Source organism: Paenibacillus amylolyticus (genome assembly GCF_036894225.1).
Taxonomy (GTDB): domain Bacteria; phylum Bacillota; class Bacilli; order Paenibacillales; family Paenibacillaceae; genus Paenibacillus; species Paenibacillus amylolyticus.
Genome location: NZ_CP145892.1, coordinates 3065087 through 3085425 on the forward strand (window position 1 = coordinate 3065087; position 20339 = coordinate 3085425).

Annotated in this window: 20 protein-coding genes and 1 other annotated feature; of the genes, 15 read left to right on the forward strand and 5 right to left on the reverse strand. The window is 45.0% G+C overall.

The genetic code is table 11. The annotated features are described in order from the left end of the window. The first annotated feature begins 9 nt into the window (after positions 1-9). The 3 genes from V6668_RS13785 to V6668_RS13795 all read left to right on the forward strand — a co-directional run bounded on the left by V6668_RS13785 (position 10) and on the right by V6668_RS13795 (position 1678). Positions 10-309, forward strand: coding sequence for a hypothetical protein (locus tag V6668_RS13785; RefSeq protein WP_017688728.1), 300 nt, complete (start codon positions 10-12; stop codon positions 307-309). Positions 310-475: 166 nt separating this feature from the next. After that, positions 476-1051, forward strand: coding sequence for a GNAT family protein (locus tag V6668_RS13790; RefSeq protein ID WP_338708705.1), 576 nt, complete (start codon positions 476-478; stop codon positions 1049-1051). 45 nt (positions 1052-1096) lie between these two features. Beyond that, positions 1097-1678, forward strand: coding sequence for a GNAT family N-acetyltransferase (locus V6668_RS13795; protein ID WP_338708706.1), 582 nt, complete (start codon positions 1097-1099; stop codon positions 1676-1678). 179 nt (positions 1679-1857) lie between these two features. Here the strand turns inward: V6668_RS13795 and V6668_RS13800 are convergent, their stop codons facing one another. Further along, positions 1858-2217 (reverse strand): MerR family transcriptional regulator, encoded by a 360-nt coding sequence (locus V6668_RS13800; protein WP_076249478.1) that lies wholly within the window; start codon positions 2215-2217, stop codon positions 1858-1860. Between the two features lie 102 nt (positions 2218-2319). Here V6668_RS13800 and V6668_RS13805 point away from each other — a divergent pair, with 102 nt between their 5' ends. Continuing rightward, the gene (locus V6668_RS13805; RefSeq protein WP_338708707.1) at positions 2320-3030 is read left to right on the forward strand and encodes an SDR family NAD(P)-dependent oxidoreductase; all 711 of its coding nucleotides are present in this window, start codon (positions 2320-2322) and stop codon (positions 3028-3030) included. Positions 3031-3641: 611 nt separating this feature from the next. Here V6668_RS13805 and V6668_RS13810 read toward each other — a convergent pair. Together V6668_RS13810 and V6668_RS13815 are read right to left on the reverse strand one after the other, a co-directional pair. Continuing rightward, entirely contained in the window at positions 3642-5159 is a 1518-nt protein-coding gene (locus tag V6668_RS13810; protein WP_338708708.1) for a sensor histidine kinase, read from the reverse strand. Beyond that, positions 5159-5842, reverse strand: a complete 684-nt coding sequence (locus tag V6668_RS13815) for a response regulator transcription factor (protein ID WP_338708709.1) — start codon at positions 5840-5842, stop codon at positions 5159-5161. The genes V6668_RS13810 and V6668_RS13815 overlap by 1 nt, the downstream gene beginning before the upstream one ends. Positions 5843-6067: 225 nt before the next feature. Between V6668_RS13815 and V6668_RS13820 the strand changes: the two genes are divergently transcribed. From V6668_RS13820 to V6668_RS13855, 8 genes are all read left to right on the forward strand, one after another. Next, positions 6068-8221 carry a glycosyltransferase family 39 protein gene (locus tag V6668_RS13820; RefSeq protein WP_338708943.1) on the forward strand — a complete coding sequence of 718 codons (2154 nt, stop codon included), beginning with the start codon at positions 6068-6070 and terminating at the stop codon, positions 8219-8221. Positions 8222-8276: 55 nt separating this feature from the next. Beyond that, on the forward strand, positions 8277-9263 hold the full coding sequence (locus V6668_RS13825) for a glycosyltransferase family 2 protein (protein WP_338708710.1): 987 nt from the start codon (positions 8277-8279) through the stop codon (positions 9261-9263). Continuing rightward, entirely contained in the window at positions 9256-9648 is a 393-nt protein-coding gene (locus V6668_RS13830; protein WP_338708711.1) for a GtrA family protein, read from the forward strand. Before V6668_RS13825 ends, V6668_RS13830 begins: the two co-directional genes overlap by 8 nt. Before the next feature lie 57 nt (positions 9649-9705). Beyond that, positions 9706-10578, forward strand: a complete 873-nt coding sequence (gene galU, locus V6668_RS13835) for a UTP--glucose-1-phosphate uridylyltransferase GalU (RefSeq protein WP_338708712.1) — start codon at positions 9706-9708, stop codon at positions 10576-10578. A gap of 149 nt (positions 10579-10727) precedes the next feature. Continuing rightward, on the forward strand, positions 10728-11573 hold the full coding sequence (locus V6668_RS13840; RefSeq protein WP_338708713.1) for a class I SAM-dependent methyltransferase: 846 nt from the start codon (positions 10728-10730) through the stop codon (positions 11571-11573). Positions 11574-11763: 190 nt separating this feature from the next. Continuing rightward, positions 11764-12040 (forward strand) — a binding site (T-box leader). A gap of 169 nt (positions 12041-12209) precedes the next feature. Next, positions 12210-13295, forward strand: coding sequence for an aspartate-semialdehyde dehydrogenase (gene asd, locus V6668_RS13845; protein ID WP_101314008.1), 1086 nt, complete (start codon positions 12210-12212; stop codon positions 13293-13295). Between the two features lie 274 nt (positions 13296-13569). Continuing rightward, positions 13570-13890 carry a transposase gene (locus tag V6668_RS13850; protein WP_076319340.1) on the forward strand — a complete coding sequence of 107 codons (321 nt, stop codon included), beginning with the start codon at positions 13570-13572 and terminating at the stop codon, positions 13888-13890. A gap of 23 nt (positions 13891-13913) precedes the next feature. Beyond that, a complete protein-coding gene (locus V6668_RS13855) occupies positions 13914-14750 on the forward strand; it encodes an IS3 family transposase (RefSeq protein ID WP_235193718.1) in 837 nt (278 codons plus the stop codon). Positions 14751-14819: 69 nt separating this feature from the next. Here the strand turns inward: V6668_RS13855 and V6668_RS13860 are convergent, their stop codons facing one another. After that, on the reverse strand, positions 14820-15788 hold the full coding sequence (locus tag V6668_RS13860; protein ID WP_047842786.1) for a bile acid:sodium symporter family protein: 969 nt from the start codon (positions 15786-15788) through the stop codon (positions 14820-14822). 171 nt (positions 15789-15959) lie between these two features. Here V6668_RS13860 and V6668_RS13865 point away from each other — a divergent pair, with 171 nt between their 5' ends. The 3 genes from V6668_RS13865 to V6668_RS13875 all read left to right on the forward strand — a co-directional run bounded on the left by V6668_RS13865 (position 15960) and on the right by V6668_RS13875 (position 18768). Next, positions 15960-16400, forward strand: a complete 441-nt coding sequence (locus tag V6668_RS13865; protein WP_143781005.1) for a DUF6376 family protein — start codon at positions 15960-15962, stop codon at positions 16398-16400. Positions 16401-16724: 324 nt separating this feature from the next. Continuing rightward, positions 16725-17480: an SDR family NAD(P)-dependent oxidoreductase gene (locus V6668_RS13870; RefSeq protein ID WP_047842788.1), complete on the forward strand. Its 756-nt coding sequence runs from the start codon at positions 16725-16727 to the stop codon at positions 17478-17480. A 490-nt stretch (positions 17481-17970) separates the two neighbouring features. Beyond that, entirely contained in the window at positions 17971-18768 is a 798-nt protein-coding gene (locus V6668_RS13875; protein WP_101314010.1) for a sulfite exporter TauE/SafE family protein, read from the forward strand. Here the strand turns inward: V6668_RS13875 and V6668_RS13880 are convergent. Continuing rightward, positions 18743-18913, reverse strand: a complete 171-nt coding sequence (locus V6668_RS13880; protein ID WP_338708714.1) for a hypothetical protein — start codon at positions 18911-18913, stop codon at positions 18743-18745. The genes V6668_RS13875 and V6668_RS13880 overlap by 26 nt on opposite strands. Between the last annotated feature and the right edge of the window lie 1426 nt (positions 18914-20339).

Genomic DNA, 20339 nt, shown 5'->3' on the forward strand with positions numbered 1-20339 from the left:
GGATAAACGATGAAAGATAAGTTTTTGCGTGAAGAACGGCAAGAATATACCGATGTGTCTACGGTGGAGTCGCAGCGAAACGATATCACACTCGAAGAATTCCCGGAGGGCCCTTACGGTTCATCTTTACTATCCGAGTCTCTTGGGAAAAGTTCTCCGTGGCGGGTGGACCAGCGGTCTGCACATCGTTTTGATTATGAAAATCATGAGCTTCACGAGGGGGAAGTACGGGATTATCCAGGTCAGGATGTTTTTGACGAAACGGTTCCGGATAACGTATCCAAACCTCAATATACGGAAGAGTCGTAAAGGGATTTTGATATAAAATAAAGCGTAGCCTCCGACAGGATTGTCCTGTTCGGGGGCAATTTTCGTTGTGTTTAATGAAAACAAAAGCTCCTCCAATTCCACATTATGGGTTATTATATGTGTAGCTCGAAGTAAAAATTTGGTTGAATATGCGGGGGGACTTGGAATGAGAGAGATCGATTATAGTCAATATTTTTGGCAGGATGATAAGATCAGATTACGTGCTTTGCGTGAAGAAGACTGGGAAGATCATTATTATAACCGCTTTGATACTCCTGCCCGTCGGTTATTGGAGTGTGCAGTAGAGTTGCCGCCAACCCATGTTGAAGCGAAGAGTTTCACGGAAAACTTTTCTGATTTTTCTTTAGCCAAAGGGCGGATCATGTTTACAATTGTAAATATGGATGGTGAAAATGTCGGAGGTGTAAATCTGAACAGCATTGATGAAAGGAACGGTACCTTTAGCATTGGCATTCAAATTGACAGGGATCATCGAGGAAAAGGATACGGGACCAGAGCCGTTCGAATCTTGTTGAAGTATGCCTTCTTTGAGCGCAGGCTCAACAAATTTAATGATTATGTACTCCAAGGAAATGAACCTTCCGCAGCGATGATGAGAAAACTTGGATGTGTACAGGAAGGTGTGCGTCGCCAGGTGATCTATACGGATGGAAAATACCAGGATCTGATCCTCTTTGGATTAACCAAAGACGAGTTTATGGAAAAAGAGGGCCTTGTATGAAGTAAAGGCTAATAAGCTGAAATTAAGTGTGTAGTAGGAGGAACTATGAACCAACCCATACAAACTGATGAATTAATCATCGATTGCAAGGATATTTATTTGCGCGAGTATCGAATTGAAGATTTGGAGAAACTGCAAGAAATTACGTGGCAACCTGAGGTGTATGAATTCCTACCGGGATGGAACGCTACGATTGAAGAGAGGACCCTGTGGCTCACCGAATATGAAATCCCTGAGAATCAACGGTTTAAACAAGCTGTGATGGCCGGAGGGGATATCGGAGAGTTATGTTTACGTATGGCTATCGTACTCAAAGAAAATGATGAGTTCATAGGATGGTGTTGCTCAGGGATCAAGGACGAACTGCCAGCACCCAATCGGGAGATTATGTACGGTATTTCGAAACACTTCAGGAACCGCGGCTATACAACGCAGGCAGTAAACGGAATGTCGAAGTATTTGTTTGAACATACAAACGTGGAAGTGTTAAATGCCATCGCATTGACTACCAATCAAGCATCCAATAAAGTGATACAGAAATGTAATTTTGAACGGTTAAATTTAATCGAGATCGAGGATGAACCCTATAACCATTATCAACTGTGTAAGCGCGAAGGTCATTTTTGATTGAACTTTTAACCTTATTGAACTCGCTATAATATCAAAATTTCGGATCAGGTTAGACAGTTATTGCTGGCTGCCTGATCTTTTTGTATTTATTTTAAGAAGCTACTGAGGAAACCTTGTTAGGATACGTGCTCCCTTACATAAAATGCAAAAGTTTAATCTATCGCATAAGGCATATACTAATAATTTTCTCCACGATAATAGCGCTCCAGTTTGTTGTCCAAATGAACAAGTTGCGCTTTTTTCTCCTCGATATCGTTCAGCAACTTTTGCTTTTGATCCTCAATCAGCTTGGTTCTTTCCTTCAGCGTGGAGGTTCCTTCATTGACCTGATCATAATACTTTTTGATGTCTTCCACACTCATCCCGGTTTCACGAAGGCATTTGATAAAAACCAGCCAGTTCAGATCATCCTCCAAATAAAGACGGTTATTCTGCTCATTTCGTGCAGCAGGTTTCAGCAGTCCCTTTCTTTCATAAAAGCGAATCGCTCCAATGGAAATTTCAACTTTTTTGGCTACTTCTCCAATCGTTAACATGTGAATCCCCCTTTTTATAAAAATAATTTGACCTACACTAAGTGTAGCATAGTAACTTAAACATTGTTAAATATAAATCAAATTATGGAAAGAAGGATTTGCATGAAAAAGACTGTCTTTGTAACCGGAGCAAATAAAGGAATTGGATATGAAATCGTAAAGCAGTTGGGTGAAGCAGGTTGGAAAGTTATCCTTGGCGCACGTAGTGTTGAACGGGGTGAAAGAGCTGTTTCCGAGTTAACTTCCAGGGGGTTAGATGTAGAATTTGTACAGATCGACATGAGCGACTTGAAGAGCATTGAACAGGCAGCCGATACAATTCACAATACTTATCCCACAATAAACCTTTTGATCAATAACGCGGGTATGCCGGGTGCTTTCTCTCATTCATTTACGGATACTAAAGAGGAAGATCTGCGGAACGCCTTCGAAGTGAACTTTTTCGGCACTTTCCGTTTGAATCAGCGATTGTTCCCGTTAATCAAAGATAATGAAGGCACAATCATTAATGTATCAACCGATATGGCTTCTCTGGACCATATGCAAAATGCAGAATTTACTTTAAATGCCTTCGACTATAACTCATCCAAAACGGCCAACAGTGCCATGACACTTTCGATGGCTTATGAAGTGAAAAACAGCAGGGCGCAAGTCTTTGCGGTAACGCCCGGATTCACATCAACAGATCTTAATGGCAATGCCGAAGGCGGTAAATCAAAAGAAGCCGGCGCTGCGATTATCGTGCGCTATGCGACGGATGGCAAACGCCATAACGGAGAATTCCTAGATGAGAATGGCGTGTACCCTTGGTAATCCACCGTTGCCAAAAGCAGTAATAGATCGGGATGAATTTTAGAGAATGTCTTCAAACTCAAACTGAGGGTAAGCTATACGATGATGGGTACCAAGGTCTCAAAAGTCTTGAGGTCCAAGATAGCTGATCCTGGCTAATTTTAGTGAATGCCTAGACGATTTTCTAACGAACTCAGAACGTCTTATTCGGCCTCTAGGTACGCTTCTTAAATTGTAAGGAACATCAGACACGCTATTTTCCGAAATCCCCTGAGAAAAACGCAGTAAACGGTTGTTTATTCTAATATAACGTGGCTCAGGTTCATTAGATCTCTGTGGACGCTCCAAATGCTTGAATAAGACGTCTCAGATTCGTTAGCCTGAAAGTGCGAAAGCCTGAGACCAATTGAGCTACTACTTACTCTGCACTCTATCAATCGGATAAAAAAGAATCCCCCTTTCATTTCTAAACCGAAATGAGTGGGGGATTTGTCATGCAATGAAAAGCCAAAATTAAAATGGAAGAAAAGCAGAGTTTGGAGAGCTTGACTAGAGCTCACGTAATGATCAAGTAGATCTTACGTAGAGCTGCTTATAGCCAACGTAAAGCCTACTTGCAGCCGACGCTCAGCTTAGACATCAGTCTTATGCAGCGGCATCAAAATCATAAATTCAGTTCCCAAGCCTACCTGACTTTGTACGGTAATTTTTCCGCCATACGACTCCACAATCGAGCGGGTAATGGCTAGACCGAGACCTGCGCCACCTTGTTTGCGCGAACGAGAACTGCTTGTGCGGTAAAATCGCTCAAAGATATGGGGCAGATGTTCAGGTTCAATGCCTGTGCCGTTATCTTTCACTGATAATTCAGCCTTATGATACGTGGCATATAACGTTATGGAGATGGCTCCATGCTCAGGATCGGTATGCTGCACCGCGTTATGGAACAGATTCAGCACAACCTGTTTCAGCTTGTAAGGGTCAGCCAGTACATATACTTCAGCCGTCAAATCGAGATGAATGGATCTTTGTGGAGCCATCATAGCGAGTTGTGGTTGCATTTCGAGCAGCAGACTGTCTAGCTGAATGACCTCCCGCTCCTGCTTTGGAGCCTGATCCAGCTTGGTTAGTAACAGCAAATCTTCAACCAGCTTGTTAATTCGTACGGATTCGCCGTGCATGCTGTCCAGTGCTCTATACAATTGAACTTGATTGGTCGCTGCACCCCGCTGTAGAACTTCAATGAAACCGTGAATGGAGGTGAGCGGGGTACGAAGCTCATGAGAAGCATCAGACAAGAAACGCTGCATCTGCTCTTTCGATTCCCGCTCCGCTTCAAACGAGTTCTCCAGCCTTTCAAGCATGCCATTGAATGAAACTGCAAGCTGATCCACTTCCTCTTGTCCCTGAACGACGGGAATGCGTTCTGCGAGGCTGCCTGCGTCGATCTGCTGTACTTTATTCACCATATTGGACAGGGGAACCAGCGTCCGGCGTAATACCTTAGTGTATAGAATCAGACCGGCTACCATGGCCAACAGCGATAACATGAGGAAGATCAGAAGCTGTTTAATAATCAAGTCTCTCAATGGCTTTGTAGCCGTGCCCATCTGGACCATCGGTAAGCCACGATTGCGTGGACCGGGTGAAGCAAATACAATCAATTGCTCATTCCCTTGGCTATCCGTGACGATCCGATAGGGAATGTGTTTTTGTTCTTTCAACTCATCTGTAATGTCCTGATATTCAGCGGATGATAGTTGAGGGGCTTTCAGACCGTCTTCCCCAAAAACATCCTCGAACGTACCTTGGTTATCAAACAGGGCTAGTGAACGGTCAGGAATAAACAACACCCGATTACCAGACCCGTTTCCTACCTGTCCACCAAAAGGATTGTTGGAAGAGCCGTTACGTGACTGGATACCGAGCCAAACCGGGGGCATGGACATGAGCTGTTCTTCCATGGTTTTTGCCTGATTCCGGTAGAGAAAGCTTTCCATGATCCAGAATTGCAGAATACCGATTAACAATAACAGCCCAGCAAGCACGAACAGAGAACGTGAGAGCAATTGAGAACGTAATGAACGAGGCCATATCCAGTGGTGGAGACGTCTCATACGAAGTTTATTTTTCTTAGGCAGCGAGTTCATCAGAGATCCACCCTGTACCCGACACCCCGAAGCGTACGAATGAGTTTATGCTCTTTATCCCCGAGTTTGTCGCGCAAGGAACGAACGTAAACCTCCACAATATTTTCTTCCCCGCCAAAATCATACCCCCAAACCCGGCTCAGAATGGTCGCTTTGCTAAGTACAATTCCATGATTAAGCACAATAAATTTTAACAGTTCGTATTCGGTAGGAGATAACTCCAAGACCTGATGCTGATAGGTGATTTCTTTGCGCTGATCATCAATTCGGAAGGGACCGTGGGTGACGGCTCCTATTAATAAAGGAAATTGATTCCGCAGTCTGGCCTTAATCCGGGCGAGCAGCTCGTCAAAGGCAAAGGGTTTGATCATGTAATCGTCAGCACCTAACCAAAGGCCCTTAACCCGATTCTCGACCTCATCCTTCGCTGTTAGCATAATTACGCCAACCTCGGCACCGGTCTTACGAAGACGCTCGACCACTTCGAATCCATCCATCTCTGGCATCATGACATCCAGAATAGCCATATGTGGCTTGAATTCAAGCGCCAACTCAAGCGCAGCCGCTCCATCGGGTGCGGTGCGCACATCGAAGCCCTCATTGCTTAATCCAAGCTCTAGAAATTGTAAAATATGTGGTTCATCATCAGCCAATAGTATTTTAATTCCGCTGCTAAGCTTCATAATGTGCTTTCTCTCCTTGCCCGTTTCATCTAGACTTCTCCCTCACTTCGGAGGGACTGTATGTAGTATTATCGCTTGCCAAACTGAAATTTAGCTGAAAGGATTGTGAATTATCCTCAGACAACATTCAGCGGGCACTCATCCCAGCTTTATTTTGGCATGTCACAATACTAGACATGAAGAACTTTGAAGGAGTGATTAACATTGAATAACACCAAAAGAAGGATGGATCTTGTCCTTCTGCCGATTGTATTACTGGCGGCATTTCTAAATGGGTACGGCATCTGGAACGATCAATATGCCAATTCCTATTATACGACTGCCGTTGGGAGCATGCTCAGCAACTTCCATAACTTTTTCTATGCTTCACTAGACTCGGCAGGCTCGGTCACTGTAGATAAACCACCTGTTGTCTTCTGGATCCAGACGGCCTTTGCCTATGTCTTCGGATTGCACGGATGGAGCGTTATTTTGCCGCAGGTATTAGCGGGAATTGGTTCGGTGCTCCTGATCTATTTCATGGTGAAACCTACATATGGTCTTGCAGCAGCACGAATCTCGGCAATTGCGATGGCAACTGTGCCTGTTGTGGCGGCAGTCAGCCGGACCAACAATATTGACAGCATGTTGGTGTTTACACTACTGCTGGGTTCATGGTTTTTGTTCAAAGGCAGCAAACAAGGCAGTACTTGGCGCATTCTGGTTGCTTTTGGGTTAATAGGCGTAGCCTTTAATATGAAAATGCTTCAAGCCTACATGATTCTCCCGGCTTTTTACTTGTTTTATCTGCTTGCATTTCAGGCGAAATGGAGAAAGAAGATCATCCTGCTGATCGGCAGCACAGCGGTTCTGGCGGTGGTTTCCTTATCCTGGGCGGTCACTGTGGATTCTATCCCCGAAGACGAGCGGCCTTATATCGGTAGCAGTGAAACAAACTCGGTCATGGAACTCGCCTTTGGATACAATGGACTGGCTCGCCTAACGGGTCAGCAGAATACTGCAGGTAACGCAGGTATACCAAATGGTATGGGACAGGGAAATAATCGTGGCAATCGAGGAGACTTGTCTTCAGGTCCTAATCAGACAGACAGTGGTGTTCCTGGCGCTAGGCAAGATGTCAATGCACCGGATAACGATAATATGAATGGTTCGAACGGCTTGAACGCCATGGGTGACATGAATGGGCCGAATGGCAATTTCCCGAACGGGCAGATGCCGAATGATATGGAAATGCCAAATGGAAGAAATTTCGGCGGAGGCATGGGCGGAATGTTTGGTACGGGGGAAAAAGGTCCTCTGCGTCTGTTCCAGACTGAACTGTCAGGTCAAGCCAGCTGGCTTCTGCCTGTTGTGCTGCTTGGATGCATTGCCATATTTGCAGGATTAAGACGGAGAAATATTACGAACAAACACAAGGAAGTCTTGTTTTGGCTGGCCTGGTTGATTCCCGTTGCTGCCTTTTTCAGTGTGGCAGGTTTCTTCCATCAATATTATCTGATTATGCTTGCACCTCCAATTGCGGCGCTGACTGGTGCAGGATTTGTAGCGATGTGGAAGTCATATCGTGATCGCGATGGATGGCAGGCATGGTTGCTTCCGGTGTCCGTGCTGCTGACGACCCTGTTCGGCTGGTATATCATGCAGGCGTATAACGATACGATTGGTGCAGGCTGGTCCATTAGTGAATTGATCGCAGGCATTCTGATCACGATCATCCTGGTCGTTATGCTTCATCGCACACATCAATGGAAACAGGGCTTCATTATCGCGGGATTCATGGTGATGCTGATCGGTCCAATCTACTGGGCATTCACCCCAATAACTTATGGTGGCAACAGCATGATTCCGGCAGCAGGACCTACTGGTTCCAATGGTATGTTTGGTGGAGCAGGAATGGGCATGCCGATGGGTAACGGTGCAGAAAGCACAGAAATGCCTTCAACGGGTGGACGCGGCGGAATGGGCAACCGTAACGAAGAAGTCGATGCAGCTACACTGAATTATCTGAAAGAGCACAATACAGGCGAAACGTATCTCTTCGCTACTACGGACTATAATCAGGCAGCGCCTTATATCATCGATGAAAGAGCAGCGGTCATTACGCTTGGAGGTTTCTCCGGGTCAGACCCGGTGTACACAACGGAGGAACTGGAGCAACTCGTCAAGAGTGGGCAAGTGAAATACTTCATGGTTGGTGGCATGGGTGGCCGCGGAGGGAACTCGGATATTAGCGATTGGATCAAAGAACACGGAACCGAGATTCCAACGTCAGAATGGCAGACAGGCACCGACAGCGGATCCATGGATAACGGAGACACCGGAAACAGAGCCGGATTTGGATTCGGCGGACAGACCACCTTGTACGAAGTGAAATTATAAACTGAAATGAATATCTCGAATGAACGAAGTCCATTGGAAAAGGGAGGGGACTAACATGGCTAACGCGTACCGATACAGCATTATTATTCCCATGTATAACGAGGAAGCGGTGATCGAGGAGACTTATCGGCGTCTGAAGAAGGTCATGGGCAGCACAGGAGAGAGTTATGAACTGTTGTTTGTTAATGATGGCAGCGTGGATCGAAGTGCACAGATGATCCGTGATTACGCCCGTTGGGACGAGAGTGTGAAGCTGATAGATTTTGCCCGTAACTTCGGACATCAGATTGCGATAACAGCTGGTATGGATTATGCAGTGGGGGATGCGGTTGTTATTATTGATGCGGATCTGCAGGACCCTCCCGAACTGATACTGGATATGATCGCCAAATGGAAAGAGGGCTATGAAGTCGTATATGCCCGTCGCACCAGACGAAGTGGGGAAACTCGCTTTAAGAAATGGTCGGCAAGTCTGTTCTATCGTGTACTTCGTGCTTCAACGGATACGGATATCCCGGTAGACACCGGAGATTTTCGCCTGATTGACCGCAAAGTATGTGATGAGATGAAACGTCTTCCGGAGAAAAACCGGTTTGTGCGCGGGTTAGTAAGTTGGGTCGGATTTCGTCAGACTGCGATTGAATATGAACGCGATGAACGTCTGGCAGGCGAAACAAAGTATCCGCTGAAACGCATGCTGAAGCTTAGCCTGGATGGCATTACTTCATTCTCGCATAAACCACTCAAGCTTGCAGGTTATGTAGGTGCGATCCTGTCGGTTGGCGGATTCATCTATATGTTAACGGTTATTGTTTCGGCCATATTTACGGATTCAACGATTAAGGGATGGCCCTCCATTGTGAGCATCATGCTGATGTTTAACGGATTCATCTTGATCATGCTGGGTATTCTGGGCGAGTACGTTGGCCGCATCTATGATGAGACCAAGGCGCGTCCGCTATACATTGTGAGAGATGTGGTGCAGGCCGAGGGCCAGCAAGCAAAATCCCAATTGACAGTTCGAGTTGCTCATCATGACTAAGCGTCTAGTGACACTCTTCAAGTTCGGTATTGTGGGTGTTGCGAATACGGCAGTAGACGCGGTGGTGTTTGCTTTGCTTGCAGTGGTCGGTGTACCGGTTCTGATGGCTCAAGTAATTTCGTACAGCTGCGGTGTTGCGAACAGTTATTGGCTGAACGGCAGGTGGACTTTTCGAGATACGGCACGAGGGGCCGGCGATAGAGCGAAACTTGTTCGTTTTCTAATCACCAATCTCATCGTTCTTGCTATATCCGCTCTCATTCTGATGAGTTTGCACGACATGCTGGGTTGGAGTCTCGTGATGAGCAAAATCCTGGCGACCTTGATAGGGATGATTCTGAACTATATGGCCAGCAGATATTGGGTGTTTCGTATCGCTACTTAGCTGCCCACAGCGTGCAATATTGGTTATAAGAAGCAAATGAAAGGAGTGTATGATGATATGCGAATTAAAAAAGCAGTTATTCCGGCAGCGGGTCTCGGAACCCGTTTCCTGCCAGCGACCAAAGCACAGCCCAAAGAGATGTTACCGATTGTAGACAAACCGGCCATCCAATACATTGTTGAAGAAGCAGTGCAATCAGGCATTGAGAATATCCTCATTGTGACTGGACGCAACAAAAAATCCATAGAGGACCATTTTGATAAATCGGTTGAACTTGAACACTCTTTATATGCCAGCGGCAAACAGTCTTTACTGGAAGAGGTGCAGGCCATCAGCGAGATGGCAAATATTCATTTTATTCGTCAAAAGGAACCACTGGGTCTGGGGCATGCCATTGGGTGTGCACGGCAATTTGTAGGGGATGATGCCTTCGCTGTACTGCTGGGAGATGACATAATGGTGTCTGATCCGCCTGCACTTGCACAGATGGTTCATCTCTATGAAAAGACAGGCAACCAGATCATCGGTGTCCGTCAGGTAGACGCGGCAAATGTGAGCAAATATGGCATTATTGATTCGAATGGTTCAGAGGACCGGGTTCACCTGATCACCAATCTGGTCGAAAAACCTTCTCTTGCAGAAGCGCCATCCCGAACAGCTGTAATGGGACGATACATTCTGAAACCTTCCATCTTTCCTATTCTGGATCAGATCGAGAGAGGTGCTGGAGGGGAATATCAGTTAACGGATGCCTTGAAAGAAGTAAGTCAGACGGAGGAACTGTTGGCCCTTGAACTGGAGGGGCGTCGCTACGATATAGGCGATCAATTCGGATATATTCAGGCAATCTTGGAGATCGGACTGATGCGCAAGGAATTACAGCCCATGCTGACACCCTATCTTCAGAAGCTTGCAACCCAGTGGGCATAGGGATTGTTATGTAGCAGAGGTTTAGATCTGCTGTAGGACGGGTTCTCCTCCGTGCCGTGGTTCTGTCATAGGCTCTAGCGTTGTACAATTATTCCAGTAACGCTACAATTAGCAAGAAGTTCAAGTTGCTCTTTGAGGAGTGAGGAATCATGAATGAATCTATCATCAGGGACCTTATTAAGTATATGGACGTGGAGGACAACGCCGCCATTCAGTACATTCAGACTGAGCATCGGATGAAACTGGGACTCTTTTGGGGGATACAGGAAGGCAGCCGCGTTCTGGAAATCGGGTGTGGTCAAGGAGATACAACGGCCGTGCTTGCACATCTGGTGGGGGAGCAAGGGTACGTTCATGGTGTAGATATTGCACCAGAGGATTATGGTGCACCGCTGACCGTAGGCGAAGCGGCAGCCAAGCTGCGGAAATCTCCGCTGGGTGATCGAATTCGAATGGATTATGATTTTGACATTCTAAGTGATCAGGCTCAATTCGCCGAGAATGAGTTTGAAGTTATCGTACTTTCCCATTGTTCTTGGTACTTGAAATCGTTTGACGAACTCGCCCAGATTCTTAGCAAGGTTAGGACGTGGGGACATCAGTTATGTTTTGCAGAATGGGATGCGCGAGTTACAGATGTGAGCCAGCTCTCACATTGGTTATCCGTTCTGATTCAGTCTCAGGTCGAATGTTACAAGGAGAACAGCTTCTCCAATGTGCGCACGCTTTTTACACCGGAGGATATCCAAGAGCTTGTCTCTGCGGCAGGCTGGACGATGAAGGAAGAGACTTCGATCCATTCTCCTGAGCTGCAGGACGGTCGCTGGGAAACCGAAATGACACTGGCAGAAGCACCTGTGGAACTGAAACTGCTTCCGATCTCGGACAAAGTAAAAACACTTCTTCTTTCCGAATTGAAATTACTTAGGACATATCATGCCTTGGGGCCTGGGAGCCCACTGGGAACGTATGCGATGGTTGCCAAAAAGCAGTAAGAAAATAGCCATTAGTAGCAATTTATAAGAAAAAAGTCTATCCACGTACTTTTCACAGAAGACAGACCGTTTAGCTGAAGTTTTTCTTGCGATAATTGAATGGTTCAGCTCCGCTGGAAACATATAAATTCTATGATCTAAAAAAATGTGTTTACTTCATCACAGTAATTTTGATATTATAATCGCAATATCAAATGCGACGAAGAGACGAGTAGATAAAAATCATTCTTTCAAAGAGAGCTCCGGCAGCTGAAAAGGAGTAAAGAACTTTTTATTGAATAAAGACTCAGAGCAGCACATCGGAACTTAGCATTAAGGGATGGTGTGACAGGAGCTCCTGTTACAGAGCTAGAGTATGAACGGTCTACAGCTAGCAAGATGGTTGTAAACCTTTACTTGAAGAGGCGGATATGGTGACATATTGGCGAATCTGGGTGGTACCACGAGAGTTCAATCTCGTCCCTGAGACTATTGTCTTGGGGATGGGATTTTTTGGTTTTTCCGGGGCTGTGACTACACGCTTTGGAATTGCCTGAATAGTGTTAATTAGGAAGTCAATTTCATAATACGTTTTGGTGAGTTATGAAATTGATTTGAAGAGAAGAATCACTTAAACCGAAAGGAAATGATGATTGAATGTCAGCAAAATTGAAAGTTGGTATCGTTGGAGGAACGGGAATGGTGGGTCAGCGTTTTGTGGACCTGCTCGATCAACATCCATGGTTTGAAGTAACAGCTATTTCTGCAAGCGCCAATTCGGCAGGTAAAACATATGAAGAATCCGTACAAGGTAGATGGAAACTCGCAGTTCCTATTCCGGAAGCTGTGAAAAAAATCGTTGTTCAGGATGCTTCCCAGGTTGAGGCTTTTGCCAGCCAGGTTGACTTTATTTTCTGTGCGGTTGATATGAAAAAAAATGAAATTCAAGCGCTCGAAGAAGCTTACGCTAGAACAGGCACACCTGTCGTGTCCAATAACTCGGCTCACCGCTGGACAGCAGATGTACCAATGGTAATCCCTGAGATTAACCCGGGACATCTGGATGTGATTGAAGCTCAACGCAAACGTCTGGGCACAAAAACCGGATTTATTGCTGTAAAACCAAACTGCTCGATTCAAAGCTATGTGCCAGCACTGCACGCCTTGCGTGAGTTCAACCCGACTCAGGTCGTGGCTTCCACGTATCAAGCAATCTCGGGAGCAGGTAAAAACTTTACGGACTGGCCTGATATGCTTGATAATGTCATTCCATACATCGGTGGCGAAGAAGAGAAGAGTGAGCAGGAACCGCTGCGGATCTGGGGTAGCATCGAAAATAATGAGATCGTCAAAGCATCGGCTCCATTAATTACAACACAATGTATTCGTGTACCGGTAACGGATGGACATCTGGCTACTGTGTTTGTAAACTTCGAGAAAAAACCAAGTAAAGACGAAATTTTGGAGCGTTGGTTGCAGTTCAAAGGTCGTCCACAGGAACTGGTTCTGCCAAGTGCACCAAAACAGTTCATTACGTATTTTGAAGAAGAGAACAGACCACAGACAAAACTGGATCGTGACATCGAACGCGGAATGGGTGTCTCCACAGGCCGACTGCGCGAAGATTCACTCTATGATTACAAATTCGTTGGATTGTCCCACAACACGCTCCGCGGAGCGGCAGGTGGTGCGGTTCTGATCGCAGAACTGCTTAAAGCCGAAGGATATATTCAACCGAAATAAGCATAAAGGCATCATGAGCAGCAACAGATTTCTGAAAAGAATGAACAGATGAAAACCATCACTCGTTGATGGTTTTTTTCTATTGTGGGCAGGGAGCGTATAATGGGTAGGATTAGATTAAAGTAATTACAGAGACTACGGCAGAAATTACAGTAGAGGGTTATAGTGACGAAAAACGCCGACATGATTGTGGTATTATCCCCTTTAAGTAGACACTTGAAAAAACCTTCATGTTATCATGAGGGTTCAAGTGACACTTGGAGGGGATATTTTTATGGCCAAAAAAGGACAAACATTTCACACGTATACCGAAGAATTTAAATTGAATGCGGTTAGATCCTATGTCGAAGGTTCTTCAAGTTACAAGGTGGTCGCTGATCGCGAAGGAATTCGAAACTGTTCACAACTGAAGGTGTGGGTAAAAAAATGGAAAAACGGGGAAGCATTCGATGAGCGAAAAAACAATGTTCCGAATCCACTGAAAGGACGGCCTCGTACTGCCTTTAGCAGTGTAGAAGAGGAACGGGACTACCTTCAAGCACAGGTAGATTATTTAAAAAAGCGGTATCCAAATCTAGTAAAGGAGAAGCACTAAGCCAACGGGAGAACTACGATATCATAGACGAATTGCGTTGCTCGCATGGCATTACACGCCTATTATCGATTACAGGAATACCCCGTTCCAGTTACTACAAATGGCGAGCAACACAGCCACAGCGAGACGCAAGACAAGACCGTGAGCGTGAGATCAAAGAGCACATGATGGCTATTCATTTTGCAAATCGAGAGTTTGGTTATCCTCGCATGACAACGGCGCTCTGGGAGTCTGGTCTGAACGTTAATCACAAGAAAGTATGGCGAATCATGCGGGAACTATCGATCCAATCGGTAATTCGCAAGAAGCGGAAGAAGTCCAGCTATACGCCATCTGTGATTTATCCGAATCGCCTAAAGCGCAAATTTCATGCCACAGCACCTCAGCAAAAAATGGTGACGGATATAACTTATATTTCGGATGGAAACACGTTTGTTTACCTGTCTGTGATTCAAGACTTGTTCAACAACGAAATTGTCGCTTGGCAATTATCTAAACGGAACGATGTTCAGCTCGTATTGGATACGGTGGAACAATGGACACAAAAAAGAGACGTTTCGGAAGCCGTGCTCCATTCGGATCAGGGCTTCCAATACACGTCTCAGGTGTACAACTCACGATTAGAAGCATTCGGCGTCAAAGGCAGCCACTCTCGCAAAGCAACCTGCCTGGATAACGCATGCATCGAATCTTTCTTTTCGCATCTCAAAACAGAGAAGCTGTACCTTATCCAGTGTAATTCAGAAGCCGAGATTCGACAAGCCGTGGAAGATTACGTGTACAATTACAACTACCGACGCTTTCAAGCCAAACTCAAACAGCGCGCACCGATTGAATATCGATGCGCGCTGGCAGCATAGCTTTTTTCATCTGTCTACTTGACAGGGGTATGACCAATTGTCGGCGTTTTTTAATCATCCAATATTTTGTTAGGCAGCGGATGTCTTATCCGACTTATGCAGAAGCTGCGAGCGACGACCGAGCAGATAACCTGTCAGGGAAGCGAGCATCTGCTGGAATACCATGCCAAGCACAACCGGGACAGCAACAGGTGGCGGAAAATACGAAACAGCGAGTACTGCACCTGCGCTGATATTACGCATACCTCCATTGAACACCAGGGCTACCTGATCGGCTTCATTCCAACCCAACAATCGAGCAATGAAGTAACTTAGCGCATAACCGAATGATGCCAGGAAAATAATGATGACCGCAAGACCAGCCAACTTCCAGTTGAAATCAGCCAAGTAGGGCGCAACGACAGATCCGTTAATCGCAACGACAGATGCCATGAACAATTTGGATAACGGATTCAACCTTGGTCCCCAGACCGGGACAATGGCGCCTTTGGTCCACTCATTCAGCAGCATACCGAGCAGGGATGGTACAACAATCATCCAGAACAGACTGCTCATCATGGCTGCTGTGTCCAGTGTAACACTGGTGCCGATTAACAGGGATAACACCCCGGGCACTACAAAAGGAGCAAGCATGGTATCAATCAGGATGATGGAAAGCGTAAGTGCGATATTGCCCCGATAGATACTAACCCAGATGAAGCTGCTTATTCCTGTCGGAATCACGGCTGCCAGAACAAGGCCCGTTATGGTGTACGCATCTGTAGGGAAAACCAGATGACCCATACCGAGAGCAATTAGAGGCATCGCCAAATGCAAAATAAACAGACATACAAACAGGGGGAACGGCTTTTTCAGCACGTTCACAAAATCCCGTATCCCAAGACTGATACTTCCAGCGAACGTCATGAACGCAAAAAGCCAAGGGGATAAAAAGGTATAAGAAGAAAGAAAACTCCCGCATAACACGCCAATAATAATACTGATTGGGGTAATCAGTGGCATGATGCGGTTCAAGCGTTGGTTCAAGGCTTGAAGCATAATCATGACATCCCTTTACCGTGTGATTTTACTATTATACATCTTAATAATGTTGGCTGCAGACCCATTTGCAATGAAGTAGTCTGAACAGGTATCATGGACTTGGAACAAGGATTCCGATTAGGAGAAGGGGAGATGATCATGTTCATAAGAAAAAGAAAGCACACATTAATGATGACAGGCCTTATTGCATCAAGTATTCTGCTGATTTCAGCCTGTTCTGTCGTGGAACAAGCTAATCAAAGTTTAAATTATGTGAGTGGGGCTACTGATTATATAGAACAGGTATCAACCGCCGGGGCTGATCTGCAAGAGCTTGCATCGGGTGCGGTGAATAATCCGGAGGTTACAACGCAGATTCAGGAGAAAATCGATCTGATCCAAGCAGAGGCAAGCGAATTTTCTCAGTTGACTGCACCTGCAATAGGAGAGAGCATTCATGAGAATCTGGTCAGTTATAATACGCAATTAACAGAAGTCGTGAACAATTTCGAGAATACAATTGCAGAGCAAGGTTTTACGGCAGAAAATTGGGAGAAGACAGGCATTCCTGAACTGATCACCAACATCAATAATTTGAAAGATCCGCTTAGCGGACTTCAGGGTGAATAAATTGAATTGATCTTACCACATTAAGACAATCCAGTTTGGAATCGAATACTTGAGAAGGGCGAGATATCGGAATGATTGAATTACCGTTATGCTCGCTTTTTTATTTTCCGAAAACTCATGCATATTTAATATTACAGGAGCTAGACTATATCATGTAAATAGGAGATGTATATGACATTTATCTCTTATTTATGTGAAGATGATCTATGGTTTGACAAGGTTGGGACAGAGGCGTATGATAAGTATATAAGTTAATAAAATATAGTTACTTACTATAAGTTTAGAACTGCACCTAAAACTATTTTGCCAAAGGAGAGCTGAGTTATGACTCAACACAATGGAAAAGTAATCATTATTACAGGCGGAGCCAGTGGTATTGGTAAAGAAACAGCACTTCAACTTTCGGATCAAGGTGCGACTATTGTTGTCGCTGACTACAATGAAGACGGAGCGAAGAAGCTTGCGGCAGAGATTGAAGCAGCAGGCGGAACAGCGGGCGCGTACAAAGTGGATGTATCCAAAGGGGACGAGATCAAAGCCCTGATCGACTGGACCGTAGAGCAATATGGTACGTTAAGCGGTATTTTCAATAACGCAGGTATTGGACTTGTGAAGCCATTTCTGGAGATGGACCCGGAATCCTATCACAGAGTCATTGATGTAGATCAGCACAGTGTATACTACGGTATGTATTATGGCGCGAAAAAAATGGTTGAATTAAATGTACAAGGTACTATTGTAAATACAGCTTCGATCTATGGAAGTGTTGCTGCAGTAGGTAGCTTCAACTACAACGCAGCCAAGGCTGCTGTTGTTATGATGTCCAAATCCGGTGCATTGGAACTAGCTGAGCATGGAATTCGTGTAGTTGGTGTAGCACCTGGCTTTATCGAAACACCGATTCTGGGTGATGACCAAGCCATGAAGGATGCGCTTGCTACTCAACATATGCGTGGAGAGCTCATTCAACCGGAGAAAGTAGCCAGTGTGGTTACATTCCTGTTCAGTGATGCAGCCAGTGCAGTTAATGGTACAACTGTAGCCGTAGATGATGGATTCCTCAGCTTCAAAACCAAATAAATAACCTTCTAAAATTAAGAGAACTCATCTCGAAAAAACAGAAAAAAAACGGTGCAGAACGATTAATTCGTTTTGCACCGTTTTTGTATTTTCATTATAAAGTAATCATGGCATATGAGATGGAAATAAGTTTGTCGAATCATCCCGAAATTTCAGAGATCGTGATACAATTAACAAGGTTGTATCTTTTTATCATTTTGTGGTGTGTCATATACAATTCGAACTCCGAGAGAGCCATAACTCTCTTCTTTGTAATGACATTGAGAACAAGTTTTGGTTGAACATAACGCATCGTTATGAACTTGTAATTTTTCATTGCACTGTGGACATTTATTTTCAAAAAGAGTCTTCAACACGTTAAACATGCTTAATCACTCATTTCGGATTAATTTACTTGGTTTTTATTATAACGGATAATATTCGCTGTGTATAGCACTTTTGAGTGATATCGAAATGAGATTTATATTACACGAAAGGAAGCGCATAACCGATGGATCTTCTGCTTTTTGTCATCATGTTTATACTGGGTCTGGTCGGTTCATTCTTCTCCGGTTTGTTGGGTATTGGTGGGGCCATTATCAATTATCCGCTACTGTTATATGTTCCATCCTGGGTGGGATTGGAGCCGTTCTCAGCACATCAGGTATCGTCGATTAGTATGTTTCAAGTGTTTTTCGCTTCACTTGCTGGTGTGATTGCATTCCGGAGAAAAGTAAAAACGGGTAGAAGTGGTGGGGCGATCGTTCACCGCGGATTGGTGCTGTACATGGGCTCCAGCATTCTTGCTGGCAGTCTGATCGGCGGGTTCATATCCGGTCATCTGGACGGAAGGATTATTAATCTGATCTATGGCATTCTGGCGATCATGGCGATTGTGCTTATGCTGATTCCCGGAAAGGGAAAGCTTGATACCTCAGCTCCACTGGTGTTTAACCGATGGATTGCAGCAGGCACGGCTTTTGCAGTAGGTATTGTATCAGGAATTGTTGGTGCGGGTGGTGCCTTTATCCTTATTCCTATCATGCTGACGATTCTCAATATCCCCGTACGAACGACGATTGCTTCTTCACTGGCGATTGTATTTATCTCCGCAATCGGCGGCGTTATAGGGAAAATTACGGGTGGAGACATTCCGATGGAACCCATCATCTATACGGTGATCGGCAGTCTGCTTGGAGCATCCCTTGGTTCACGGGTTAGTTCAATGATCAATGTGAGGGTACTTCGATATGCATTAATCGTACTTATCGCCATCACAGCGGTCAAAGTCTGGTCTTCCATTCTGTAAAATCACGTATGTAGAAATGAACAATGACGATTTCGTAACCAAACGGTTGGATCGCCGTATAAAGGTTATGAACATGAGCTGAAGCGTTGGATACACGATCAAATGAGTTCAGTTTTCGTCCATGGAGCACCTCATCTCCTTTCATGGATACATGTTTAACATTAATAGAATTTGAGGTATCCACCCTATGAATAACGTACTTACAGAACAGGCTGATGCAGGATATCGGCTAGCTGAGCAGAAAGCATCTCAGTATTTTACTTCTCTTAGGCAGCAACTTATGGATAATACGTATACCACAGCACTTACCCAAGATATTCATGTATGGCAAAAGAAACATATTCATCGTTTTGCCTGGCTTTCTCTTTTATCACCTAGCAAAAGAAAACCGGATCCTCGGGATGTTCATAGATATATCCACTGGCTGAATACTACAGGAAAGCTGGATGATTACCTGGATCGGAGTATCTCCTATATTTATATGCGAGATCTGGGGCAAGCCCTTGATTCTCCGGGTACGCAGGCCCGAATTCAGAACGTTGTCCAGAATACTAAAAAATACTTTATGGGCTCAGCTACTGGGCGAAAAGGACAGCCTGATTATATCAGTCTGGCTGCGTTGTACCGATGGGGACAGAAGGAGCACATTGAAACGGCTGTCATCTGGGTGATGAACAAATTAAAGAATGTAGCATCCAACATCCCGAAGGAGCTGGATGCAGAGCAGGCGCAACGGAAGCTCATCAAGATCATTCTTGGCGTGGTCCTTCATGTGGACGATGAGATGAATGAGCAGACACCACCTGAAGAACGTGCCCGGAGATTTGATGCGGCGATCCGACTTGGTTATTCGTACGGTTTGACGTATCCATTTGTGGATGATCTGCTGGATTCTCAAGCTTTGACTGTTCAAGAAAAAGAACAATATTCCCTGATGATACGCGATGCACTTCTTACCGGGGTCGTACCTGATCTGGGAGATTGGAAAGGCAGCAATCTTGAAGTAATTGAATATGTACATTCCGAGCTTCGGGAAGCATTTGAGTACATCAAGAACTACCAGCATCCAGAGAAACAGCGCACGTTTTTAGAGCAATCCTATGTGTTCTTTCAGTCTCAGGAGATCGATCGCAACAAGAAATTAGCCAATGCGAATTATAGCAATGAAGAACTGTACATTCCGATTATTATCAAATCTTCTTCTTCCCGATTAATCGTCCGGTCTGTTCTCAGTGCACCGGTGGATGAAGGATTTGATCTGCGAACGTTCTATTACGGGATATATAATCAGTTGGCTGATGATTTTGCCGATATGTTTGACGATATGGAAGAAGGGGCAGTAACTCCATATACGTACTATTTGAAGTATCGAGATTTGCGTCCCGATTTGATTAATCCATATGAATTGTATTGGGCAGTCATCTCTCATCTAATCCATGATGTTTACAACTCGGATGCCAAGACCCGTGAGGTCATACTGGATCGTGCCATTAACGGGCTGAAGCGTTGTAAAGAACGGTTGGGGCAGCAAAAATATGATGAAGTGATGACGATCTTTGCCTCTGGGCAGC